Raw genomic sequence first — 21,594 nt, forward strand, 5'->3', positions numbered from 1 at the left:
CGACCCGATGCTTCCCGTGGCACCCCCTGTCGATGCTGCCGACGCCCGGCCCGATGACGCGCGGCTGTTCGATCCGCTGCACGCGGCCCAGCCCGCGGACGTGAAGCTGATCCCGCCGCCGCTGTCGCTCTATGTGCATCTGCCCTGGTGCGTGCGCAAGTGCCCGTACTGCGACTTCAACTCCCACCAGGGCAGCGGCGCGCTGCCCTTCGATGCCTACATCGACGCGCTGATCCGCGACCTGGACCAGGACCTGCCGCTGGTCTGGGGCCGCACGATCCACAGCGTGTTCTTCGGCGGCGGCACGCCCAGCCTGTTCCCGGCCGAGCACATCGACCGCTTCCTGCAGGCGGCCAGCGCCCGGCTGCGCTTCGCGCCCGAGTGCGAGGTGACCCTGGAGACCAACCCGGGCACGGCCGAGCACGACCGCTTCGGCGCCTATCGCGCCGCCGGCGTGAACCGGCTGAGCTTCGGCATCCAGAGCTTCGACGATGGCTGCCTGCAGCGGTTGGGCCGCATCCACGACAGCGCCCAGGCCGAGCACGCGGTCAAGCTGGCCCAGGACGCCGGTCTGGACAATCTCAACCTGGACCTGATGTACGCCCTGCCCGGCCAGTCGCTGGCGATGGCGCTGCACGATCTGGAGCGCGCCTTCGCCCTGCAGCCGGCGCACGTGTCGCACTACCAGCTCACGCTGGAGCCCAACACGGTGTTCTTCGCCCGGCCACCGCAGGGCATCCCGGAGGAGGACGACGCCTACGACATGCAGGAGGCCTGCCAGGCGGCGCTGGCCGACGCCGGCTATGCGCACTACGAGGTCAGCGCCTACGCCCGCCCGGGACGGCAGTGCGCGCACAACCTCAACTACTGGCGCTACGGCGACTATCTGGGCATCGGCGCCGGCGCGCACGGCAAGATCAGTTCCGGCGCGGGGCAGCGCATCCTGCGCCGCTGGAGGGTCAAGCATCCGACCACGTATCTGGCCAGCGCCGGCACGCCGGCCGGCATCGGCGGCGACGACGAGATCGCCCCGGCGCGGCGGCCGTTCGAGTACATGCTTAACCTGCTGCGGCTCAAGGAAGGCTTCGCCCTGCGCGACTTCCAGGTGCGCACCGGGCTGCCGGCCGCGCATCTGGCCACGCCGCTGGCCCAGGCGCAGGCCAACGGCTGGCTGCAGGTCGAGGGCGGGCGCGTGGTGCCCACGCCGCTGGGGCTGCGCTTCGCCAACGATGTGATGGCGCTGTTCCTGGAAGGCTAGGCGCACCGCCTTCGCGCGCCCCCATCGCGCGCGCTGTCGCTTGGTGGGAGCACCTGTCTCTCGGATCAAGCCGCAGCCTCTTGTAGAGCGGAGCTTGCTCCGCTGCTTTTCAGTCGGTTCGTGGGGAAGGCCCTAGCGGAGCACGCTCCGCTCTACAGGTGGGAGCCGCCTGGGCGGGGTTGCGGCTCTCCGGGGAAAGCCCTATCGCCGCCATGGCGGCTCCCACCAAGCGCAGAGGGCGGCGCGCCGCGATGACCGGCTGCGGCGCATCCCACCGGCCAGGCCAAGACCCCTCGCAGTGCGGCCATTGTCGGCCTTCGATGGCGTTGTGTTACAAAACCGCCGCAAAGCGCATGACCGCACGGGAACCCGATGGTCGCTCCAGGGGCTGCTTCACCGATCTTGACCGCCACCGACACGCTGGCTTCGGCCGCGTTGCCCGTGCGCGTGCGCCGGATCCTGGAGGCCTTGCTGGCCCAGCTGCAGCAGGCGCTGTTCCTGGGCGTGGAATCCAGCCTGGACGCGCTGGAACAGGAGCTGTTCCTCAGCGCCAACCGCGCCCGCAGCAACGAGACGCAGACCAGCTACCTGTCACACCTGCAGCACCTGCGCCGCGACCGGGCCAAGGTCCTGCCGGCGCTGCTGGCGCGGCTGGAGGCCGAGCTGGCCGCGCTGCGCAGTCCGCCCCAGCTCCCTCAGGCCGTCGAACAACCGCCCGCGCTGTTGACCCTGGTGGAGGACGCGGTCATCGACCAGAACATCGTCCTGGAGGAGATCGCGCGCCGCTACAGCCATCGCCACCAGCAGGCGCTGCACCTGCTGTCCCAGCGCTTCGGGGTGCTGGCCGGCAGCCCGGCGCTGGACGAGGCGCGCCAGCCGCTGTCGCCGCACTCGCTGTGCCAGGCCCTGCGCGTGGGCGCGGCCACGCTGGAGGTGGACCTGACTTCCCAGCTGCAGCTGTACCGCCTGTTCGAGCAGCACGTGATGTCCGGCTATGGCGAGCTGCTCGAACAGATCGCCCAGACCCTGGGCCGCCAGGGCGTGCTGCCGGGGCTGGTGTTCGCCCCGCAGCGCGCCCGCACGCCGGCCGCACGCAGCGCGTCAGACCCCGCACCGGCCACGCCGGCGTCCAAGACTGGCCTGCCGCCGGTGGAGCTGCCCGGCTGGGTGCGCCCCGGTCAGGCCCGGCGTTCGACCGCGCCGGTGGTGAGCTTCGCCTCGCTGCAGCGGCTGCTGTCGGCCAGCCACGCCCGCGCCAGCGCGCCCCCGCCGGCGGCCAAGGACGCCGGCCTGCTGCCGGCCTGGATGAAGCCCGGCGCATCGCACCCCGCGCCCCCGTCGCCCGCCGCCTCGCCGGGCCCGGCTGCGGGCGGCGCCAACGCCACCCCGCCCCCGGTCGGCGCACCGCATACGGGCGGCTTCGGCGCGGCCAGCGAGGCGTCGCTGCCCACCGCGCACGTGCTCAGCACGCTGCAGACCCTGCAGCTGCAGGTCGCGCAGGGCCAGGTGCCGAGCACGCCGCTGGCGCTGGAGGACATCCGCGAGCGCGTTCTGGCCGGCCTGCGCCGCCTGCACGGCCCGCAGGCCGAGCTGGCGCGCGAGGATGCCGACACCTTCGAACTGCTGGACCTGCTGTATCGGCAGATCGGCCGCGAGGTCCGCCGCGGCCCGGCCTCGGACCTGCTCGGCCAGCTGCAGGTGCCGGTGGTGCAGGCCGCGCTGAACGACCGCGCCTTCTTCCTGAGCCCGCAGCATCCGGCGCGCGAACTGCTCAATGCCGTGGCCGAGTCCGGCGCCAACTGGCTGGGCGAGGACGACACCGACCCGGTCCTGCTGGCCAAGCTCAAGGCGGCCGTGTCCAAGGTGCTGACCGAATACACCGGCGATGAGGCCGTGTTCGCCCAGGCCCACCGCGACGTGCAGGACCACTTCCAGACGGCCGCGCGCAAGGCCGAGGTGGCCGAACGCCGGCTGGTGGAGGCCGCGCGCGGGCGCGATCGCCTGGAGAACGCCAAGACCGCCGCCGCCGACAGCATCGACCAGGCCCTGGGCGCGCGGCCGATCCCGCCCTTCGTGCAGGCCCTGCTGTCGCAGGCCTGGGCCGACGTGCTGACCCTGATCCGCCTGCGCCACGGCGATGACTCTGACGAATGGCAGGAAGTCTGCGCGCTGACCACGCGCATCGCCGATGCGGTGACCGGGCAGGACACGCCCGAGCCCGCGCTGCCGACGCAGATCGAGCAGGCCCTGGTCAAGGTCGGCTACCACAGCGACGAGGCCGCGGTGATCGCCCGGCGCCTGGCCAACGCGCCCGAGCCCGAGCTGCCCGGCGAGCCGGCGCTGAAGCTGCAGGCCAAGGTCGCCGCCGCCGCCCAGGTCGCCCCGCGCCGGCCCGCGCCGCTGCCGCGCTCGCCGACCGAACAGGCCAGCTACGAATCGCTGCGGCGGCTGCCGTTCGGCACCTGGTTCGAATTCGTGCAGAACCAGCAGGGCGACCTGCGCCGGCTGCGCCTGTCCTGGTACAACCCGACCAGCGGCCACGCGCTGTTCGTCAGCGCGCGCGGGCAGAAGGTCGGCGAGCACACGCTGGACAGCGTGGCGCGGCTGATGGCCATCGACCAGGCGCGCCCGGTCAGCGAAGAGCACGGCAGCCTGCTCGACCGGGCCTGGCAGGCCGCCCTGGCCAAGCTGCGCGACCTGGCCGGCATGGAGGCCGCATGAGCATCACCGAAGCGCGCCGCGCCCAGCGCCGCAGCCCCGACGGCGCCATCGCCGTCACCGACACCATGACCGGCCAGCTGGTCGGCCGCGTCGGCAACCTGTCAGAAGCCGGCATGCTGCTCGTGGCCGACACGCCGGTGCGCGAGGACGCGCTGTATCAGCTGCAGTTCTCGCTGCCGGTCGGCTCCACCGGCCGGGAGACCGATATCGACGTCGGCGCGCACCTGCTGTGGACCGGCGCGGCGCACACGCCCGGCCAGTCGCTGGCCGGCCTGCGCTTCCTCACCGTCTCGGCCGAGCACCTGTCCGCGCTGCGCGACTGGATCGAACGCTAGCGCGACCGCACGCCGACGCGCGGCCGTTGGATTGGCGGTACTACGCCGCTTCATCGTCGTTCCCGCGAAAGCGGGAACCCATGGACTTCCGTACAGGTCGAGCAACGTCCATGGATTCCCGCTTTCGCGGGAATGACGAAAGAAAGATCTTGTTGCTGGTGCGGCGCGCGTCTTGCGCCCACCGACTCGCCGAACGCCAATCCCCGCTCCAGGCGATGCACTCAAAGTTCGTCATCCCCGCGAACGCGGGGATCCATGGACTTCCGTGCAGGGTCGAGCAACGTCCCTGGATTCCCGCTTTCGCGGGAATGACGGTAGAGAGGTCTTGTTGCTAGTGCGGCACGAGCCTGGAGCCCACCGACTTGCCAAAGGCCGATCCCGCTCCGCTCGATGCACTCAAAGCCCGTCATCCCCGCGAACGCGGGGATCCAGGGACGTCCGTCCAGTTCGAGCAACGTCCTTGGGTTCCCGCTTTCGCGGGAGCGACGGTTTTGGGCTAGGCGTTTCGACGCCAAGCGCCATCAGGCGCTGCGGACGCACAGCCCTGCGTGCAACACACCGCGACAAGAGCCCCGCACCAGGCGGCGAGTAAACTTCGCGACTCTTCACCGCAACGAGCCGCCGCCATGTCCCTGCCCGATCCCGCCCCGCGCTACGCCGCCCACCTGGACACGCTCAAGGCGCGCGCGGACGAAGCGCTGGCGCGCGGCGGCCTGGACCATCTGGTCATCCCCAGCGGCCGCCTGCACTACCAGCACGCCGACGATCTGAACTACCCCTTCTACGTCAATCCGCAGTTCAAGGCCTGGCTGCCGCTGACGCGCGTGCCCGACAGCTGGATCGTGTACACGCCCGGCCAGCGCCCGCGCCTGATCTTCCTGCAGCCGCGCGACTACTGGCACGTGGTGCCGGCCGCGCCGAGCGGCTGGTGGGTCGCGCACTTCGACATCGACATCATCCGCACCGCCGAACAGGCCGCCGCGCTGCTGCCCAAGGACATCGCGCGCTGCGCGATCCTGGGCGAGGCGCACAGCGCGCTGGGCGCCTATGTGCCCAACAACCCCGAGGCGGTGATCGACTACCTGGCCTACCACCGCGCCTACAAGACGCCGTACGAGATCGCGCTGATGCGCCAGGCGCAGGCGCTTGCCGTGCGCGGGCATCGCGCGGCCGAGGCGGCCTTCCGCGCCGGCGCCAGCGAATTCGACATCCACATGGCCTATTGCGCCGCGGTCGGCCAGGACGCGACCGAGCTGCCCTACGGCAACATCATCGGCCTCAACGAACACGCCGCCGTGCTGCACTACACCGAACTGGAGCGCGTGGCGCCCGCGCAGTCGCGCAGCTTCCTGATCGACGCCGGCGCCAGCGCCGCCGGCTACGCCAGCGACATCACTCGCACCTACGCGGCCGACCCGGGCAGCGAGTTCCAGGCCATGATCCAGGCGCTGGACGCGGCCCAGATCCGCATGGGCCAGGCCGTGGCGCCGGGTGTGGACTACAAGCAGCTGCACCTGGACGCGCACCTGGCGCTGATGGGCATCCTCAAGGACTTCGGCGTCATCACCGTCTCGCCCGAGGCGGCGGTTGCCAGCGGGCTGTCGGCGACCTTCTTCCCGCATGGCCTGGGCCACGCGATCGGGCTGCAGGTGCACGACGTGGCCGGCTTCGCGGCCTCCGACCGCGGCGGGCGCATCGAGCGTCCGGAAGGTCACCCTTACCTGCGCCTGACCCGCGTGCTGGAGCCGGGCATGGTGGTGACCATCGAGCCGGGCCTGTACTTCATCGACATGCTGCTGGACCACGCCAGGGCCGCCGGCCACGGCGAGGCGATCAACTGGGACCGCGTGGCGCAGTTCAAGCCCTATGGCGGCATCCGCATCGAGGACGAGGTGCTGTGCACCGAGACCGGCGCCGACAACCTCACCCGCCCGGCATTTGCGGAGGGCTGATGTGGGTGGGAGCCGCCATGGCGGCGATGGGGCTCTACCGAGAAAGCCCCGCGCCGCCATGGCGGCTCCCATGTGTAGAGCGGAGCTTGTGGCAATCCCCTCTTGGGGACTCCGCTGCTCTTCGGCCAGTTCATGAGAAAGGCCCTAGCGGAGCAAGCTCCGCTCTACAGATAGGCCGCTGTGAGATTTGAGCCGCTTCAACCTCATCGGCGCTGCGCGCCAGCGTGGCAATGAGGCTTTACCTGGAGCGCCCTTCGCCGCCGTGGCGGATTCCACCTGTAGAGCGGAGCTTGTCGCAATCCCCTCTTGGGGACTCCGCTACTCTTAGGTCAGTTCATGAGAAAGGCCCCAGCGGAGCAAGCTCCGCTCTACAGATGGGCCGCTGCGAGATTTGAGGAGACAGTGGCATCCCCGAATCTCAACCGCCGCTGGCCATCACCGCTTCGATCTCGTCGGCGCTGCGCGCCAGCGCGGCGGTGAGCACGCGGTGGCCGTCGGCGGTGATGGCCACGTTGTCCTCGGTGCGGATGCCGATGCCGCGCCACTTGGCCTCCACGCTGGTATCGTCGGGCGAGATGTACAGGCCCGGCTCGATGGTGAACACCATGCCCGGCTCGAGCAGGCGCGACTCGCCCTGCAGGCGGTAGTCGCCCACGTCGTGCACGTCCAGGCCCAGCCAGTGGCCGGTCTTGTGCCGGTAGAAGCGCTTGTAGCTGCCCTCGGCGATGCACGTCTCCAGCTTGCCCTTGAGCAGGCCCAGCTGCAGCAGCCCCTCGGTCAGCACTTCCACCGCCGCCTCGTGGCCGGCCTCGTAGGGCACGCCCGGGCGCGCCTGCGCCAGCGCGGCGGCCTGCGCGGCGCCGACCAGGTCGTGCAGCTGGCGCTGCGGTTTGCTGAAGCGCCCGTCCACCGGAAAGGTGCGGGTGATGTCGGCGGCGTAGTTGCGGTATTCGGCACCGGCGTCGATCAGCACCAGCTCGCCCGCCCTGGCCTGCGCGTTGTTGGCCACGTAATGCAGGATGCAGGCATTGGCGCCGGCGCCGACGATGCTGCCGTAGGCCGGCCAGGCGTCGCTGGCGCGGAACACGCATTCGATCACCGCCTGCAGCTGGTACTCGCGCACGCCGGCATGGGCGCCGCGCATCGCGGCCAGGTGCGCGTCGATGCTGATCTCGGCGGCGCGCTGCATCAGCTTGAGTTCGTCGGCGGACTTGAACAGCCGCTGCTCGTGCAGCAGATGGCCCAGTTCGAGGAACTCGTGCGGCGGCTGCGCGCCGCCGCGCGCCTGGGCGCGCACCTGGTTGACCCAGCCGATCAGCTTGAGGTCGAACTCGGTGTCGCGGCCGAAGTGGTAGTACACCCGCGAGCGGCCTTCCAACATGCCCGGCAGGATCTCGTCCATGTCCTCGATCGGATAGGCATCGTCCATGCCGTAACCGTCCACCGCGCCCTGCTGGCCGATGCGCGGGCCGTCGTAGACCTCGCGCGCCGGGTCGCGGTCGCGGTTGAACAGGATCACCTCGCCGTGGCGGCGGCCGGGGATCAGCACCAGCACCGCCCCGGGCTCGGGATAGCCGGTGAGATACCAGAAGTCCGAATCCTGCCGGTACGGATAGTGCGTGTCGTGGCTGCGCACGCGCTCGGGCGCGGCCGGCAGCACCAGGATGGCGTCCTCCCCGGCCATGCGCATGAGGGCCTTGCGCCGGCGCGCGAATTCGGCCGCGCCGATGCCGGTGGCCGCGCGCATCAGTTCAGGCTTTTGCGATGGCGCGGCGCCAGCACGCAGTCGCCGTGCAGCAGCAGCACGGCCACGCGCACGAATTCCTCGATCTCGGCCAGCGCGTCCTCGTCCTCTTCGCCCTCGCCCAGCTCGGGGCTGGCCTGGGCCAACTTGCCCAGGTCGGCCAGCGCCTCGGCGCCGTCGTCGGACAGCGGCGCATCGCCGACCGCGGCCAGGCCGAAGCCGCCCAGGAACGCCCGGCACCAGTCGAACAGCGCATGGGCGCGTTCCTCCAGGCCGGCGGCGGGATCGGGCAGCAGCAGGTCGAAGCCGAAGCCGCGGTCCTCCAGCTGGGTGGCGGTGGTGGTGCGCAGCGTGTCCAGCGCGCTGTCGGCCGGCGGCGTCGGCAGCGCCGGGTCGGCCAGTACGCGGGCCGGCCAGTCCTGCGCATTGGCGCCGCCGCCGGCCAGCCAGCCGCACAGCGCGCCGTGGAGTTCGTAAGGGCTGGCGCCGAGGGCCAGCGCGCGCGCGGCCTGGTCGACGTCCTCGGGAGTGGGCAGGCTCATGGGGTCACCTGCGCACGGTCTGAGTTGAAAAACGGATGCATCGAACAAGTGTAAATCGAAAGCCCGCAGCGCCGCTTGTTGTGTGACGGCGCTCACGCCTACACTGCCGGGCAGCGCCTGTCCTGGCCGCCGCGGCGGAGCCGTTCCCACGTGATGCCACCGTCCTCCCTGCCCTTCCTGCTTGGCGCTGGCGCCGCTTCGACATCGTTGTCATCGATGTGGATGGCGCTGGCCGCGCTGGTGCTGCTGGGCGTGATCGCGGTCGGCACGCGCGCCATGTGGCGGCCGTACCTGCCCGGCCGCCGTGCGCACGTATCGACCGCGCCGGAGAGCGAGGATCCGCTCAAGCTGGCGCTGTGGGCCTCGGGCGAGGTGTTCTGGGACTACGACCTGATCGGCCGCCGCCTGCATCGCATGCGCGCCGACGAGCAGTCTCCCGCCAGCCACACCATCGTCATGCTCACCCGCATCGGCGAAATGCCCGCGGTGCATCCGCACGACCTGCCGCTGGTGACCCAGCGCCTGCGCAGCCACCTGCGCGGGCAGGAACCGTTGTTCATGTCCGAACACCGCATGGACCTGCGCGGGGACGGCGACTGGATCTGGGTCCGCGCGCGCGGCCGGGTGGTGGAGCGCGATGCCCATGGCCGCGCCCTGCGCCTGGCCGGCACCGCGCGCGACATCACCGCCAGCCGCCGCGCCGAATACGAGCACCGCGTGGCCAGCGAGGTCATGCGCAGCATGAGCGAGGCGGTGGCCGTGCTCGATGCCGACTACCGCTTCATCACCGTCAACCCGTCCTTCAGCCGAATGACCGGCTACGACGGCGCCGAAGTGGCCGGACAGCCGCTGTCGCTGCTGGACAGCCGGCAGAAGCTGGGCGACAGCGCCTCGCGCATGAGCCAGCAGCTGGCGCGCGAGGGCCGCTGGTCCGGCGAGGCCTGGAAGGTGCGCAAGGACGGCGAGGAGATCCTGTGCCGCATCGAGACCAATGTGGTGCCCGACGGCAGCGGGCAGCGGCCGATGGTGGTGCTGGTGCTGGGCGACATCACCGAGCAGAAGCGCGCCGAGCAGGAGCTGCGCTACCTGGCCAACTACGACACCCTGACCAGCCTGCCCAATCGCTCGCTGCTGTCCGAGCGGCTCTCGCGCGCGGTGGTGCGCGCGCGCCGCGAGAAGGGCCGCGTGGCGGTGCTGTTCATCGACCTGGACCGCTTCAAGGACATCAACGACTCGCTGGGCCACGCCACCGGCGATCGCATCCTGCGCGCGGCCGCCGCGCGCGTGCAGCAGACCGTCGGCGCCCAGCACACCGTGGCCCGGCTCAGCGGCGATGAGTTCACCGTGGTACTGGAAGGCATCGCCGCGCCGGTCGATGCCGAGCGCGTGGCCGAGCGCATCATCCAGGCCTTCACCCAGCCGCTGTCCTTCGGCGACCGGCTGGAGCTGGCGGTCTCGCCCTCGATCGGCATCAGCCTCTACCCCGAGCACGCCCAGGTGCCGACCGAGCTGCTCAAGCACGCCGACACGGCCATGTACCAGGCCAAGGCCGCCGGCCGCCACACCTGGGCGGTGTATTCGGAGGTGATGGACGAGAAGACCCGCCACCGCGCCATCCTGTCCAGCGCGCTGCGCCGGGCGCTGGAGCGCGACGAGCTGCGCGTGGTCTACCAGCCGCGCCTGTCGCTGCATCGCGAGCGCATCACCGGCACCGAGGCGCTGCTGCGCTGGGAAAGCCGCGAACTGGGCGAGATCTCGCCCAGCCTGTTCATCCCGCTGGCCGAGGAGAGCGGCCTGATCGTGGAGATCGGCATCTGGGCGCTGCGCCAGGCCTGCCAGACCCTGCGCGCCTGGCACGAGGCCGGCCTGACCCATCTGAGCGTGGCGGTCAACGTCTCGGCCCTGCAGCTGCAGCGCGGCGACCTGGCCGACGTGGTCGCCCGCGTGCTGGCCGAGGCAGGCGTCAACCCCTCGCGACTGGAGTTGGAACTGACCGAAAGCGTGCTGATGGCCAACCCCGAGCAGAGCAGCAGCGTGCTGGAGGCCTGCCGCGCACTGGGCGTGTCGATCGCGATCGACGACTTCGGCACCGGCTATTCCTCGCTGGCCTATCTCAAGCGCCTGCCGCTGACCACGCTGAAGATCGACCAGACCTTCGTGCGCGACCTGGACCAGAACCTCGAGGACGAGGCCATCACCAGCGCCATCATCGCCCTGGCCCAGTCGCTCTCGCTCAAGGTGGTGGCCGAGGGCGTGGAGACCGCAGCGCAGCTGGCCTTCCTGCGCCAGCGCGGCTGCGACGAGGTCCAGGGCCACTATGTCGCCCGGGCGATGGAACGCCTGCAGTGCCTGGAATTCCTGCGCGACTACGCCCCCGAACCGGACCTGCGCGCCAGCGCCTGAACCCAGGCCTGCGCCGCGCGCCCGCCTCCAGCTTGACCGGCCGCCGGCCCCGTGCCTAAGGTGCCGGCATGAATCCGCCCGATGCCATCGAACAGCTGCGCGCCCTGGCCTCGCGCCTGCAGGAGCTGGGCGAGCGCTGCCAGCGGCTGACGGAGGAGAACCGCAGCCTGCGCGTGCAGCAGGAGCAGCTGAGCAGCGAGCGCTCGCAGCTGCTGGCCAAGAACGAACTGGCGCGTTCGCGCGTGGAGGCGATGATCACCCGCCTGCGCTCGCTGGAGCAGCACACGTGAGCAGCAGCGAGCCGGTCAACGTCCATATCCTGGATCGCGAATACACCATCGGCGTCGAGCCGGGCGAGCGCGGCAGCCTGATGGCCGCGGCCAAGCTGCTGGACACGCGCATGCGCGAGGTGCGCGGCGCGCACCGCATGGCCTCGGCCGACCGCATCGCGGTGCTGGCCGCGCTCAACCTGGCGCACGAACTGCAGCAGCTGCGAGACCAGCAGGCCGCGCAGGACAGCGAACTCACGCGCACCCTGGCCGACCTGCACCGCCGCCTGGACGGCTGGCTCGAACCGCGCTGACGCGGGTGCCAGGTGGGAGCCGCCCTTGTGGCCGTCTCCTACCTGTAGAGCGGAGCTTGCTCCGCTGTGGCCTCCCCCCACGAACCGAACGAAGAGCAGCGGAGCAAGCTCCGCTCTACAGGCAGGACGCCGCGAGATTTGAGGATGCAGTTGCTCGCACCAGCCCTCGCCAGACGCAGCCTGTCTGTCATCCTCGTCATCCCACGCAGGCGTGGGAGCCGGGATCGCGGCGATGAAGCCTTTGCAATAAGACTTCACCGGCGCATCGCAGCGCTCGCGATAGCGCGCGCCACCCACACATCCGCTGCACGTCCACCACCGCGCACTGAACCGCGCCGACGAACGGCCTAGGCAAACCTCGACGCATCGCTATACTGGCCGCGCATCCTCTGCTGTGATCGACAGCGTGCAAAACATTCGCCTTGTCCCTTAATGACGACCGCGGGGCAGCAACGGAAGCCGGGAGCGCAAGTCCGCCTTGTAGCGGGAAGCCCGATGGCCCCCAAGCTGTCCCACTTGAACCCCGGGTTCAAGGTCGTTTCGCCGCATCGCCATTGGCGGAGGATGTCTTCAATCTTCTAGAATGCCGCGCCCTGCACCAGGACGCGGCATTCTTTTTTCATGAGCGATAGCGACGCCCTGCCCGCCCTGCGCGCGCGCCTGCGCGAACGCCGCCGCGCCTTGCCCGCCGCCACGCGCATCGCCGGCGCCGAGGCCCTGGCCGCGCGGCTGCTGGCGCTGCCGTTCCTGCCCGAGCGCGGCTACGTCGCCGGCTACTGGGCCACCGATGGCGAGATCGGCCTGCACGCCTTCCAGCTCAAGCTGCGCGCCGGCCTGGTCTACTGCCTGCCGGTGCTGCATGGCGAAGAGCTGCGCTTCGCGCCGTGGCGCGCCGGCGACGGGCTGGTGACCAACCGCTTCGGCATTCCCGAACCCGACGTGGCGCCGTCCTCGGCGCTGGAACCCGAACAGATGGCGCTGGTGGTGATGCCGCTGGTGGGCTTCGATGCCAGCGGCCACCGGCTGGGCATGGGCGGCGGCTGGTACGACCGCAGCTTCGCCATGCGCACCGCGAGCGCGCCGCCGCCGTGGCTGGTGGGCGTGGGCTTCGAGACCCAGCGCACCGACCTGCCGCCGCCGCGCGCCTGGGACGTGCGTCCCGACGCGATCTGCACCGAATCCTCCACGCTCCTCCTGGAACCGCGATGACCGCCCGCCGCCGCTACTGGCTGATGAAGTCCGAACCGGACGACTTCTCCATCGATGACCTTAAGCGCGTGGGCACCGAGCCGTGGACCGGCGTGCGCAACTACCAGGCGCGCAACTTCATGAAGGCCATGCAGGTCGGCGACGGCGTGCTGTTCTACCACTCCAACGCCGAGGTGCCGGGCATCTACGGCGTGGCCGAGGTGGCGACCCCGGCCTATCCCGACCCGACCCAGTTCGACAGGAAGTCCAAGTACTACGACCCCAAGTCCGATCCGGCGCAGCCGCGCTGGGAGCTGGTGGACGTCAAGTACGTGCGCCATCTCAAGCACGGCGTCAGCCTGGCGCAGATCCGCGAACACGCCGATGCGCTGGGCGAGGACTTCGCCCTGATCCGCAAGGGCACGCGCCTGTCGGTGCTGCCGGTGACGGCGGCGCAGTGGAAACTGCTGCTGTCGTTAGAGCAGGAGTGAGCGAAGAGAAGTGAGGCATGAGCGAAAGCTCGCCTCCCCCATCGCCTCGGCTCCTGCCTTTGCTCACTCCTCACTCCTCTCCACTCACATCTGCCCTCATGACCGAAGCCAAGCGCCTGGCCGCCGAAAAAGCCATGGATTACCTCGAAGACGGCATGATCGTCGGTGTCGGCACCGGCTCGACCGTGGCCTACTTCATCGACGCGCTCGGCCGCGACCCCTCGCGCATCAAGGGCGCGGTGTCCAGTTCCGAGCAGAGCACCGCGCGGCTGAAGGCGCACGGCATCGAGGTGCTGGACCTCAACCACACCGGCACGCTGTCGCTGTATGTGGACGGCGCCGACGAGTGCGACCCGCACAAGTGCCTGATCAAGGGCGGCGGCGCGGCGCTGACGCGCGAGAAGATCATCGCCCAGGCCAGCGCGCGCTTCGTGTGCATCGTCGACCCGTCCAAGCAGGTGCCGGTGCTGGGCCGCTTCCCGCTGCCGGTGGAAGTGATCCCGATGGCGCGCAGCCTGGTGGCGCGCGAGATCCTGGCGCTGACCGGCGGCCAGCCGGTCTGGCGCGACGGCGTGGTCACCGACAACGGCAACGTGGTGCTGGACGTGCACAACCTGTCGATCACCGACCCGGTGGCGATGGAGACCGCGCTCAACCAGATCCCGGGCGTGGTCAGCGTCGGCCTGTTCGCGCGCCGCCGCGCCGATGTGGTCATCGTCGGCGGCGAACCGCCGCAGGTGCTGTAAAGCAGGCCGATCCCCCGTGTAGAGCGGAGCTTGCTCCGCTGGGGCTTTCCCGACGAACCAAACGAAGCGCAGCGGAGCGAGCTCCGCTCTACGCTGCAGGCCTTCGCCGCGAACCGGACGTAAGAGCAGCGGAGCAAGCTCCGCTCTACAAATCGGATGAGCCAGTGGCTCCCCAGGCTGCGTCAGGCGCGCTTGCGGCGGCCGCGGCGTTTGGCGGCGTGGCGCTGGCCCAGCACGCGCACCAGTTCCTGCACCAGCGCCTTCTCCTCCGGCTCCAGCAGCGCCAGGCCCTCGACCAGGGTGCGCTCCTCCGGGCTGTTGGCATGCCAGGCCGCACGCGGCTCCTGCACGCGCAGCTTGCCGCCCTTGCCGCCGAAGGCCAGCTCGGCGGCCTCCATGTTCAGCGCCTCGGCCAGGCCCTCGATCTGCTCCAGCCGGGGCATGTGCTTGCCGTTGCGCCAGTTGGAGACGGTCTTGGTGGTCACCGCGATGCCGTGACGGCCGAACAGCTTGAGCAGCTCGCCGTCGCTGAGCCCCGAACGACCCGAGGTCTCCAGGGCCTTGTTGAAACGGCTGGCGAAGCCTTGCCGTCTGCGCGCGATATCCATGCCACGACGGTAGCGAGGCCGGAGTCTGCAACTTGCGCATCTGACTTTCAAATAAAGTAAAGTTAGGCTTTAGACAAGCCAGACTCCCCGCCCGGCCCGGGCCTGCGCTGCACCCAGGCCCCGATGCGCGCGGAACCGCACCGACAGGATGTCGCATGCACCACAGCTCGCCCTACGCCGCCGTCGAAGCCTCCTATCGCTGGATCGACTATCGCCTGGCCTATGCGCAGGTGCTGGAACGGCACGGCGATCCGCCGGCCTGCCTGCTGGAGCTGTTCGTGTTTCGCGTCTGGCTGGCGCAGTTCGCGCTGCTGCGGGTGCTGGACGGCGCGCCGCCCGCGCGCCAGGCCACGCCGCGGCCGCCGTGGTGGCTGCTGTCCAAGCAGGCCGAGGCCACCGGGGTCACCCGGGACGCGGCGCACGCGGGGCTGGCCGCGCTGCTGGAGCAGCGCTTCGGCCAGTACGACGCCGCTGCGCGGGCCGGGACGCCGGACGATCCGCTCGGCCTGGAGGCCGCGGCCGCCGCGCTGGCCGGCCGGCTGTTCGGCCAGCCCGACCCGTCCGTGGTCGATGCGCTGGCGCGCCGTGCGCGCGGCCAGTACGCCGGCATCGCCCAGGCCTACGACGCGGAGCGACCGGACGCGCGGTGACGGCCGCCGGCCGCGGCGCACTTGACCTGCCCCGGGCCTTGCACGAAGGTGCGCGCTCCCGAACGCGCCACGGCTGTCCGCATGTCTCTTCGCCTCGTCCTGCTCACCGCGCTCCTGCTGATCTGCACCACCGGCTGCGCGCGCACGCCCTGGGTGGAGCTGGCCGGACAGCGCTACCAGGTCGAGATCGCCGATCAGGAAGGCGAGCGCCAGCGCGGGCTGATGTTCCGCGACGAGCTGGCCGCCGATCACGGCATGCTGTTCATCCACGAAGACGAGCAGCCGCTGTCGTACTGGATGAAGAACACCCACATCCCGCTGGACATCCTCTACTTCGACCACGACCTCAAGCTGGTCGGCCAGCAGCGCGACGTGCCGCCGTGCAGCGCCGGCAACGCCTGCCCGTCCTACCCCAGCAAGGCCCCGGCGCTGTACGTGCTGGAGCTCAACGCGGGCCAGGCCGCCAAGCTCGGCGTCAAGGACGGCGATACGCTGAAAGTGGACCCCAAGGTCGAGCTGAAAGCCCAGCCCAACTGAGCGCCAACGCGCCACGCGGGCGGGCTTGATAAGCCGCGCGAATGCCTGCAGTCTGTGGGCATGGGGGATCGACTGACACTGCCGGAATGGGGTTCGTTGGCCAGCCAGGCCGACGATGCGCTGCCGCTGCTGGGCACCGCGCTGCTGATCGCGCGCGATGAATACCCGCAGCTGGACGCCGACCTCTACGACACCCTGGTGCAGAGCCACGCCGAGCATCTGCGCCGGGAGATCGACCTGATCGCGTCCTGGCCGCTGAAGATGGCGGCGATCAACCGGCACCTGTTCGAGGAGCTGGGCTACGCCGGCGACCACGACGAGTACTACGACCCGCGCAACAGCTACCTCAACGAGGTGTTCGAGCGGCGCCTGGGCAATCCGATCTCGCTGGCGGTGGTGCAGATCGAGGTGGCGCGCCGGCTGGGCGTGCCGCTGGACGGGGTGTCCTTCCCCGGGCATTTCCTGGTGCGCCTGCCGGTGGATGACGGCATCCTGGTGATGGACCCGTTCAACGGCGGCCGGCCGCTGGGCGCCGACGAGCTGCGCGAGCGCGCCAAGCCGCATCTGGGCGGCGATGTGCCCGACGACAATGCGCTGCTGCAGATCCTGGACCCGGCCTCGCACCGGGCGATCCTGGTGCGCGTGCTGCGCAACCTGCACGGGGTCTACGCCGAGCGCGACGAATGGGACCGCGCCGCGCGCAGCGCCGACCGCGTGCTCAAGCTGGTGCCCGACCAGCCCGACGCCCTGCGCGATCGCGGCCTGGCTTATCTCAGGCTCGACTACGCCCGCGGCGCGCAGGCCGACCTGTCGCGCTATCTGCAGGTGGCGCCGAAGGCGCAGGATGCCGATGCGATCCGCGAGCGGCTGATCGAGCTCAATGCTGGGCGTTCGCGGACGCATTGAGGGTTGAGGCTGCCGGTTCGAGGCAAGCCGGATCTGGCCTCGCCCCCGAGCACCGGCAGCCATGGGATGGCGCTGCCGGAGTCGCGGTCTCCTCCGCTCACGCCGCGCCCTCCTTGTAGAGCGGAGCTTGCTCCGCTGCGCTTGGTCGGATCATTGGCAAAGCCACCCGTAGAGCGGAGCTTGCTCCGCTGCGCTTGATCGGATCATTGGCAAGCCACGCCGTAGAGCGGAGCTTGCTCCGCTGCGCTTCGGTTGGTTCGTGGGTAAAGCCCCAGCGGAGCAAGCTCCGCTCTACAGGCCGCCGAAGGCGGCTGATGTCTTCTGGCGCGGCCTAGCGCGGGCGCAGGTCCGGGGCGACCATCTGCATGGTGCGGGCCAGGGCGCCGCGGCCGCGTTCGACCAGCAGGCGGCCGGCCTGGGCCATCTGCGCGCGCCGTGGTGCGTCGGCCAGCAGGGCCTCCAGCAGCGTGCCGACCTCCTCGGCGTTGCGGCCGATCTCCAGCGCGCCGGCCTCCTGCAGGCGGCGCGAGATCTCCACGAAGTTGTGCAGATGCGGGCCGGTGACCATCGCGGTGCCGACCGCGGCCGGTTCGAGCAGGTTGTGGCCGCCGATGGCCTGCAGGCTGCCGCCGACGAAGGCCACCTGCGCGCAGGCGTAGAAGCCCATCAGCTCGCCCAGCGTGTCGAGCACGAACACCGCATCGCCCGCACGCGGCCAGCCGGCGAGGCTGCGCCGGCCGACCCGCCAGCCGGCGGCCTGGGCCAGCTCGGCCACGCGCCCGAAGCGCTCGGGATGGCGCGGCGCCCACAGCAGCAGCAGGTCGGGGAAGCGCGCCAGCAGCCGGCGGTGGATGGCCACCACCTGGGCCTCCTCGTCCGGATGGGTGCTGGCGGCGATCCACACCGGCCGCGCGCCGACCTGGCGGCCGAACTGCGCCACCAGCGCGTCCAGGCCCTGCGGCACGGCGATGTCGAACTTGAGATTGCCGGTATCCACGATGGCCTCGGGCGAGGCGCCCAGGCGCACGAAGCGCTTGCCGTCGGCGACGGACTGGGCGCCGATGCGGTGCACGCTGGCCACCACGCGGCGGATCAGCGGCGCCAGCACGCGGTAGCCGCGCAGCGAGCGCGCCGACAGCCGCGCGTTGAGGATGTAGCTGCGGATGCCTCGGTCGCGGCAGCCCAGCAGCAGGTTGGGCCACAGTTCGGTTTCCATCACCAGGGCCACGCCGGGCTGGAAGTGCGCCAGGAAGCGGCCGACCGCGCCGGGCAGGTCGTAGGGCGCGTAGACGTGAAGCACCGCATCGCCCCACAGCGCGCGCACGCGGTCCGAGCCGGTCGGGGTGATGGTGGTGATCAGCAGCTTCAGGTGCGGATGGTCGCGGCGCAGGGCGTCGACCACCGGCGCGGCGGCGTTGACCTCGCCCACCGAGACCGCGTGCACCCACACGTCCACCTCGTGCGGCGCCCCGCTCCAGGCGGCATAGCGTTCGCCCCAGCGCTGGAAATAGCCCGGAACGCGGAACCCGCGCCAGATCAGGTGGTAGACCGTGGCCGGCGTCAGCACGTAGAGCACGGCCGAATACAGGGCACGCAACCATGTTTCGGTCAGGTCACGACGCATCGGGCGCAAGGATACGAGAAAGGACGCGGCACGGGGATCCAGCGCCGCCCGGCCTACAATGGCGGCCATGACCGACCGTTCCGCGCAGGCCGCACCGCGCCAGGCCACGCCCTTCGATCCCGGCCCGGCGCCGCTGGCGCCGTCCACCTGGCCGACCTGGCTGGGGATCGGCCTGGCCGCGCTGGCCGCGCGCCTGCCCTGGGGCCTGCAGCGCAGGCTCGGCAAGCCGCTGGGACGGCTGCTCAAAGTCGTCCTGGGCGCGCGCCGCAAGGTCGCCGCGCGCAACCTGGAGCTGTGCTTCCCCGAGCTGGACGCGGCCGCGCGCGCGCGGCTGCTGGACGAGGTGTTCACCGCGCTGGGGGTGGGCCTGTTCGAGTTCGCGCGCGCCTGGTGGGGCGATGTGGCGCCGATGCGCCGCGACCTGCGCGTGGAAGGCCTGGAGCATCTGCAGGCCGCGCAGGCCGGCGGGCGCGGGGTGATCGTGATCTCCGGCCACTTCACCACGCTGGAGCTCTCCGCGCGGCTGATGTGCGACTGCGCGCCGCTGGCCGGCATGTACCGCCCGCACGCCACCGGGGCGATGGAATGGGCGGTCAAGCGCGGCCGGCTGCGCTATGCCACGGCCATGTTCGGCCGCGAGGAGCTGCGCCCGGCGCTCAAGCACCTCAAGCAGGGCGGGCTGCTGTGGTTCGCGCCGGACCAGGACACGCGCCGGGGCGAGAGCGTGTTCGTGCCGTTCTTCGGCCGGCCGGCCTACAGCCTGACCTCGACCCATCAGCTGGCGCGGCTGTCGGGCGCGGCGGTGATCGCCTTCGCCCACGAGCGCCGGCCCGATGGCGGCTATACGCTGCGGCTGTCGCCGGCGTTCGAGGACTTCCCGTCCAAGGACGCCACCGCCGACACGGCGCGGGTGATGGCGGCGATCGAGGCGATGATCCGCGTGGTGCCGGCGCAGTACCTGTGGATCCATCGGCGCTTCAAGCGCCAGCCTGAGGGGCGCGGCGCGCTGTATCGGTGAGGCGGGAGTGAGTGGAGAGGCGTGAGACGTGAGCGAAAGCCGCTCCTGCTCACGCCTCACGCCTCATGCCTCACGCCTCTGCGCTCACTCCTCGCTCCAAGGCAGGACCAGGCGCGTGCGCCCGGGGCCGATGCGGCGTTCGAGCGTGGGCGGCGCGGCATTGCCGCCCAACTGGCGCCAGGTCAGGTCGAAGGCCTGGCCATGGTTGTCCAGCTCCAGCACGGCGCGGTGCGCTTCGCGCCGCCAGGACAGGTCGACCGTGCCGCCGTCGGCGCCGACGCGCACGCCTTGCACGCGCAGCCAGTTCCATTCGGCCGGCGGCTGCGGCGCGAAGGCGAGCCGCCGCCGCGCGCCGTCCACTTCCAGTCCGAGTAGCCCGCCGATGGCGGCCGACAGGAAGGAAGCCGAGGACCAGGTCTGCTCGGGTACGGACTCGCGCTGCGGCACGAAGGCCGCGCCCGACTGCACCTCGTGCATGTGCCCCGGTGCGTCCTGCGCGGCCCAGGGCACCAGCCGCTGCCACAGGTCCGCCGCCTGCGCGCCGCGGCCGGCGCGCCACATTGCCTCGGCCGCGCCCGCGCTGCCCAGGCCCCAGACGCTGCCGCGCGAATAGGCTTGCGGCTCGTAATCCGGCGCACTCGCCGGCTTGCTGCGCAGGCCCCAGTCGGTGAGCACGTCCGGCGTGGCCAGCTGCGCGAAGATGGCCGCGGCCTCCTGCGGGGTGGCCGCGCCGCTGCCGATGGCGGCCAGGTCCGCGCCGCTGAAGCGCTCGCCCGGGCGCCCGTCGCGGTGGAAGCCGCTGATCCACTGCCCCGCCGGGTCGCGGTAGCGCGCGCGGATGGCAGCGCGGGCGCGCACGGCGTCGGCACGCGCCTGCACGGCCAGCGCAGCGTCGCCCTGCGTGTCGGCCATCGCCGCCATCGCCTGCGCCGCGTCCACCCAGGCCGCCGACAGGGTCAGCTCGTCGGTCAGCGCGTCCTGCTCGTTGCCGCTCATCTTGCCGGCCGGCACGCGCGGCAGGCCGTCGCCGGCATCGATCAGCCCCCGGCAGTAGCGCCAGGCCGCCAGCAGCTGCGGCCAGTGCGCGCGCAGGAAGGCGTCATCGCCGCTGGCCCGCGCGTACTCGGCGGTGACGCTCAGGAAGTCGAAGGCGATGTCCACGTGCGCGTACATGTGCGGGTAGTCGCGCACCCATTGCAGGAAGCCGGCGCTCTGCGACAGCTCGTGCCACAGCATGCCGTTGTCCGGATGCTGGTAGCGCAGCTCGAACGCCAGCTGCGCCGCCGCGCGCTCGAACTGCCCGCTGGCGATCAGGGCGCGCGTGGTCACCAGCCCGTCGCCGCCGAAGTACCAGGCGTACTGCGGCCGCCGCGCGCCGTGCGAGGGCCCGTAGCCGGCGACCAGGCCGCAGCCCAGCCGCGGGTTGCACGACCAGGCCTGTTCCAGCGCCACCTGCGCCCAGCGCAGCGCGCGGTCGGCCTGGGCATCGGGCGTGGCGATGCGCAGGCGCGTGGCCTGCGCGTAGCGCGCGGCATCCGCCGCGGCCGGCGCCTCGGGCGCCTCGAGCAGCGCGGCCACCGTGTCGTGCACGTCTTCGCCGCGCTCGCTCTGCGCGGCGAGGGCCAGCGTGGCGCAGCGGGCGCGACCGCAGGCGGTCGGCAGCAGGTCCAGGAACAGCGGCTGACCGAAGGCGCTGCCGCGGCGGTCGTTGTTGGGCACGCTGTGCGCGCCGGCCTGCGGCGAGGCCACCAGGGCGCGGAAGGCGCCGCTGGGCTCCCGCAGGAGCAGCCCCTTGGCGGCATCGTCCCAGCCGAATTCCTGGCCGCCGATGCCGGCCGGCCACATCAGGTTGAGCGAGGGCACCAGGTGCACGCGGATGCGTAGCCCGGTCGGCGCCTGCTCCACCCGCAGCCGCACGCGCACGCCGGGCAGCGTGTCGCGCGCCTCGATCCGCTCGGACACGCGCAGCCCCGGCGCCGCGTAGACGCGGGTCAGGCCGAAGGGATCCACCGTGGCCGCGGCCGGCGCGTCGGCGGCCTCCCAGCGCGTGCCGTCGCCGCGCAGGAATTCCAGCCGATAGCCCGATGCGATCTGCACCGGGAAGCTCCACACCTCCAGCCCATCGCTGCCGTAGCCGCCGGCGAAGCCGCGCAGGCCGTGCGCGGCCAGGTAGCGCTCCTGCAAGGGCGCCGTGACGGTCCAGGACGGCACGCCTGCGTCATCGCGCGGCGCTGCGACATCTATGCGCGTCGCCGCCCTGCTCCCCTCTGCCAGCAGGCAGACCGTCG

The 21,594-nt window shown here is 71.4% G+C and carries 19 protein-coding genes and 1 other RNA gene; 15 read left to right on the forward strand and 5 right to left on the reverse strand.

The window, feature by feature from the left end; translation table 11 throughout:
- The first annotated feature begins 100 nt into the window (after positions 1 to 100).
- The 4 genes from hemW to pepQ all read left to right on the forward strand — a co-directional run bounded on the left by hemW (position 101) and on the right by pepQ (position 6,266).
- The gene (gene hemW / locus WFQ05_RS11280; RefSeq protein WP_337053957.1) at positions 101 to 1,258 is read left to right on the forward strand and encodes a radical SAM family heme chaperone HemW; all 1,158 of its coding nucleotides are present in this window, start codon (positions 101 to 103) and stop codon (positions 1,256 to 1,258) included.
- 402 nt (positions 1,259 to 1,660) lie between these two features.
- Positions 1,661 to 3,979 (forward strand): DUF1631 domain-containing protein, encoded by a 2,319-nt coding sequence (locus WFQ05_RS11285; protein ID WP_337053886.1) that lies wholly within the window; start codon positions 1,661 to 1,663, stop codon positions 3,977 to 3,979.
- Positions 3,976 to 4,314, forward strand: coding sequence for a PilZ domain-containing protein (locus tag WFQ05_RS11290; RefSeq protein ID WP_130517082.1), 339 nt, complete (start codon positions 3,976 to 3,978; stop codon positions 4,312 to 4,314). The genes WFQ05_RS11285 and WFQ05_RS11290 overlap by 4 nt, the downstream gene beginning before the upstream one ends.
- A 626-nt stretch (positions 4,315 to 4,940) precedes the next feature.
- Positions 4,941 to 6,266 (forward strand): Xaa-Pro dipeptidase, encoded by a 1,326-nt coding sequence (gene pepQ, locus WFQ05_RS11295; protein ID WP_337053887.1) that lies wholly within the window; start codon positions 4,941 to 4,943, stop codon positions 6,264 to 6,266.
- A 418-nt stretch (positions 6,267 to 6,684) separates the two neighbouring features.
- On the opposite strand, the gene WFQ05_RS11300 is transcribed toward pepQ, so the two are convergent.
- Together WFQ05_RS11300 and WFQ05_RS11305 are read right to left on the reverse strand one after the other, a co-directional pair.
- On the reverse strand, positions 6,685 to 8,013 hold the full coding sequence (locus WFQ05_RS11300) for an aminopeptidase P N-terminal domain-containing protein (protein WP_286575204.1): 1,329 nt from the start codon (positions 8,011 to 8,013) through the stop codon (positions 6,685 to 6,687).
- Positions 8,013 to 8,552: a UPF0149 family protein gene (locus WFQ05_RS11305; protein ID WP_337053888.1), complete on the reverse strand. Its 540-nt coding sequence runs from the start codon at positions 8,550 to 8,552 to the stop codon at positions 8,013 to 8,015. Before WFQ05_RS11305 ends, WFQ05_RS11300 begins: the two co-directional genes overlap by 1 nt.
- Before the next feature lie 216 nt (positions 8,553 to 8,768).
- Between WFQ05_RS11305 and WFQ05_RS11310 the strand changes: the two genes are divergently transcribed.
- The 7 genes from WFQ05_RS11310 to rpiA all read left to right on the forward strand — a co-directional run bounded on the left by WFQ05_RS11310 (position 8,769) and on the right by rpiA (position 13,963).
- Complete coding sequence (locus WFQ05_RS11310) at positions 8,769 to 10,955, forward strand: EAL domain-containing protein (RefSeq protein WP_337053889.1); 2,187 nt, start codon at positions 8,769 to 8,771, stop codon at positions 10,953 to 10,955.
- A 68-nt stretch (positions 10,956 to 11,023) separates the two neighbouring features.
- A complete protein-coding gene (locus WFQ05_RS11315; protein WP_130517071.1) occupies positions 11,024 to 11,245 on the forward strand; it encodes a TIGR02449 family protein in 222 nt (73 codons plus the stop codon).
- Positions 11,242 to 11,538 (forward strand): cell division protein ZapA, encoded by a 297-nt coding sequence (locus WFQ05_RS11320; RefSeq protein ID WP_130517069.1) that lies wholly within the window; start codon positions 11,242 to 11,244, stop codon positions 11,536 to 11,538. Before WFQ05_RS11315 ends, WFQ05_RS11320 begins: the two co-directional genes overlap by 4 nt.
- A 383-nt stretch (positions 11,539 to 11,921) precedes the next feature.
- Positions 11,922 to 12,106: non-coding RNA, 6S RNA (ssrS, locus tag WFQ05_RS11325), on the forward strand.
- Between the two features lie 53 nt (positions 12,107 to 12,159).
- The gene (locus WFQ05_RS11330; protein WP_337053890.1) at positions 12,160 to 12,747 is read left to right on the forward strand and encodes a 5-formyltetrahydrofolate cyclo-ligase; all 588 of its coding nucleotides are present in this window, start codon (positions 12,160 to 12,162) and stop codon (positions 12,745 to 12,747) included.
- On the forward strand, positions 12,744 to 13,217 hold the full coding sequence (locus tag WFQ05_RS11335; RefSeq protein WP_337053891.1) for an EVE domain-containing protein: 474 nt from the start codon (positions 12,744 to 12,746) through the stop codon (positions 13,215 to 13,217). The genes WFQ05_RS11330 and WFQ05_RS11335 overlap by 4 nt, the downstream gene beginning before the upstream one ends.
- Positions 13,218 to 13,315: 98 nt before the next feature.
- Positions 13,316 to 13,963 carry a ribose-5-phosphate isomerase RpiA gene (gene rpiA / locus WFQ05_RS11340; protein WP_130517063.1) on the forward strand — a complete coding sequence of 216 codons (648 nt, stop codon included), beginning with the start codon at positions 13,316 to 13,318 and terminating at the stop codon, positions 13,961 to 13,963.
- A gap of 182 nt (positions 13,964 to 14,145) precedes the next feature.
- On the opposite strand, the gene WFQ05_RS11345 is transcribed toward rpiA, so the two are convergent.
- A complete protein-coding gene (locus tag WFQ05_RS11345) occupies positions 14,146 to 14,571 on the reverse strand; it encodes a hypothetical protein (protein ID WP_337053892.1) in 426 nt (141 codons plus the stop codon).
- 155 nt (positions 14,572 to 14,726) lie between these two features.
- Here WFQ05_RS11345 and WFQ05_RS11350 point away from each other — a divergent pair, with 155 nt between their 5' ends.
- The 3 genes from WFQ05_RS11350 (at position 14,727) to WFQ05_RS11360 (ending at position 16,664) form a co-directional block, all read left to right on the forward strand.
- On the forward strand, positions 14,727 to 15,221 hold the full coding sequence (locus WFQ05_RS11350) for a hypothetical protein (protein WP_337053893.1): 495 nt from the start codon (positions 14,727 to 14,729) through the stop codon (positions 15,219 to 15,221).
- 81 nt (positions 15,222 to 15,302) lie between these two features.
- Positions 15,303 to 15,758: a DUF192 domain-containing protein gene (locus WFQ05_RS11355; RefSeq protein WP_130535688.1), complete on the forward strand. Its 456-nt coding sequence runs from the start codon at positions 15,303 to 15,305 to the stop codon at positions 15,756 to 15,758.
- A gap of 60 nt (positions 15,759 to 15,818) precedes the next feature.
- The gene (locus WFQ05_RS11360) at positions 15,819 to 16,664 is read left to right on the forward strand and encodes a SirB1 family protein (protein ID WP_130535687.1); all 846 of its coding nucleotides are present in this window, start codon (positions 15,819 to 15,821) and stop codon (positions 16,662 to 16,664) included.
- A 331-nt stretch (positions 16,665 to 16,995) separates the two neighbouring features.
- On the opposite strand, the gene waaA is transcribed toward WFQ05_RS11360, so the two are convergent.
- Positions 16,996 to 18,288, reverse strand: a complete 1,293-nt coding sequence (waaA, locus tag WFQ05_RS11365) for a lipid IV(A) 3-deoxy-D-manno-octulosonic acid transferase (RefSeq protein ID WP_337053895.1) — start codon at positions 18,286 to 18,288, stop codon at positions 16,996 to 16,998.
- Positions 18,289 to 18,355: 67 nt separating this feature from the next.
- On the opposite strand from waaA, the gene lpxL reads away from it, so the two are divergent.
- Positions 18,356 to 19,306 (forward strand): LpxL/LpxP family Kdo(2)-lipid IV(A) lauroyl/palmitoleoyl acyltransferase, encoded by a 951-nt coding sequence (lpxL, locus tag WFQ05_RS11370; protein ID WP_337053896.1) that lies wholly within the window; start codon positions 18,356 to 18,358, stop codon positions 19,304 to 19,306.
- 84 nt (positions 19,307 to 19,390) lie between these two features.
- Here lpxL and WFQ05_RS11375 read toward each other — a convergent pair whose 3' ends face one another.
- Positions 19,391 to 21,517 (reverse strand): hypothetical protein, encoded by a 2,127-nt coding sequence (locus WFQ05_RS11375; protein ID WP_337053898.1) that lies wholly within the window; start codon positions 21,515 to 21,517, stop codon positions 19,391 to 19,393.
- Positions 21,518 to 21,594: the final 77 nt, after the last annotated feature.

The organism is Pseudoxanthomonas sp. USHLN014 (genome assembly GCF_037153335.1).
GTDB lineage: Bacteria > Pseudomonadota > Gammaproteobacteria > Xanthomonadales > Xanthomonadaceae > Pseudoxanthomonas_A > Pseudoxanthomonas_A winnipegensis.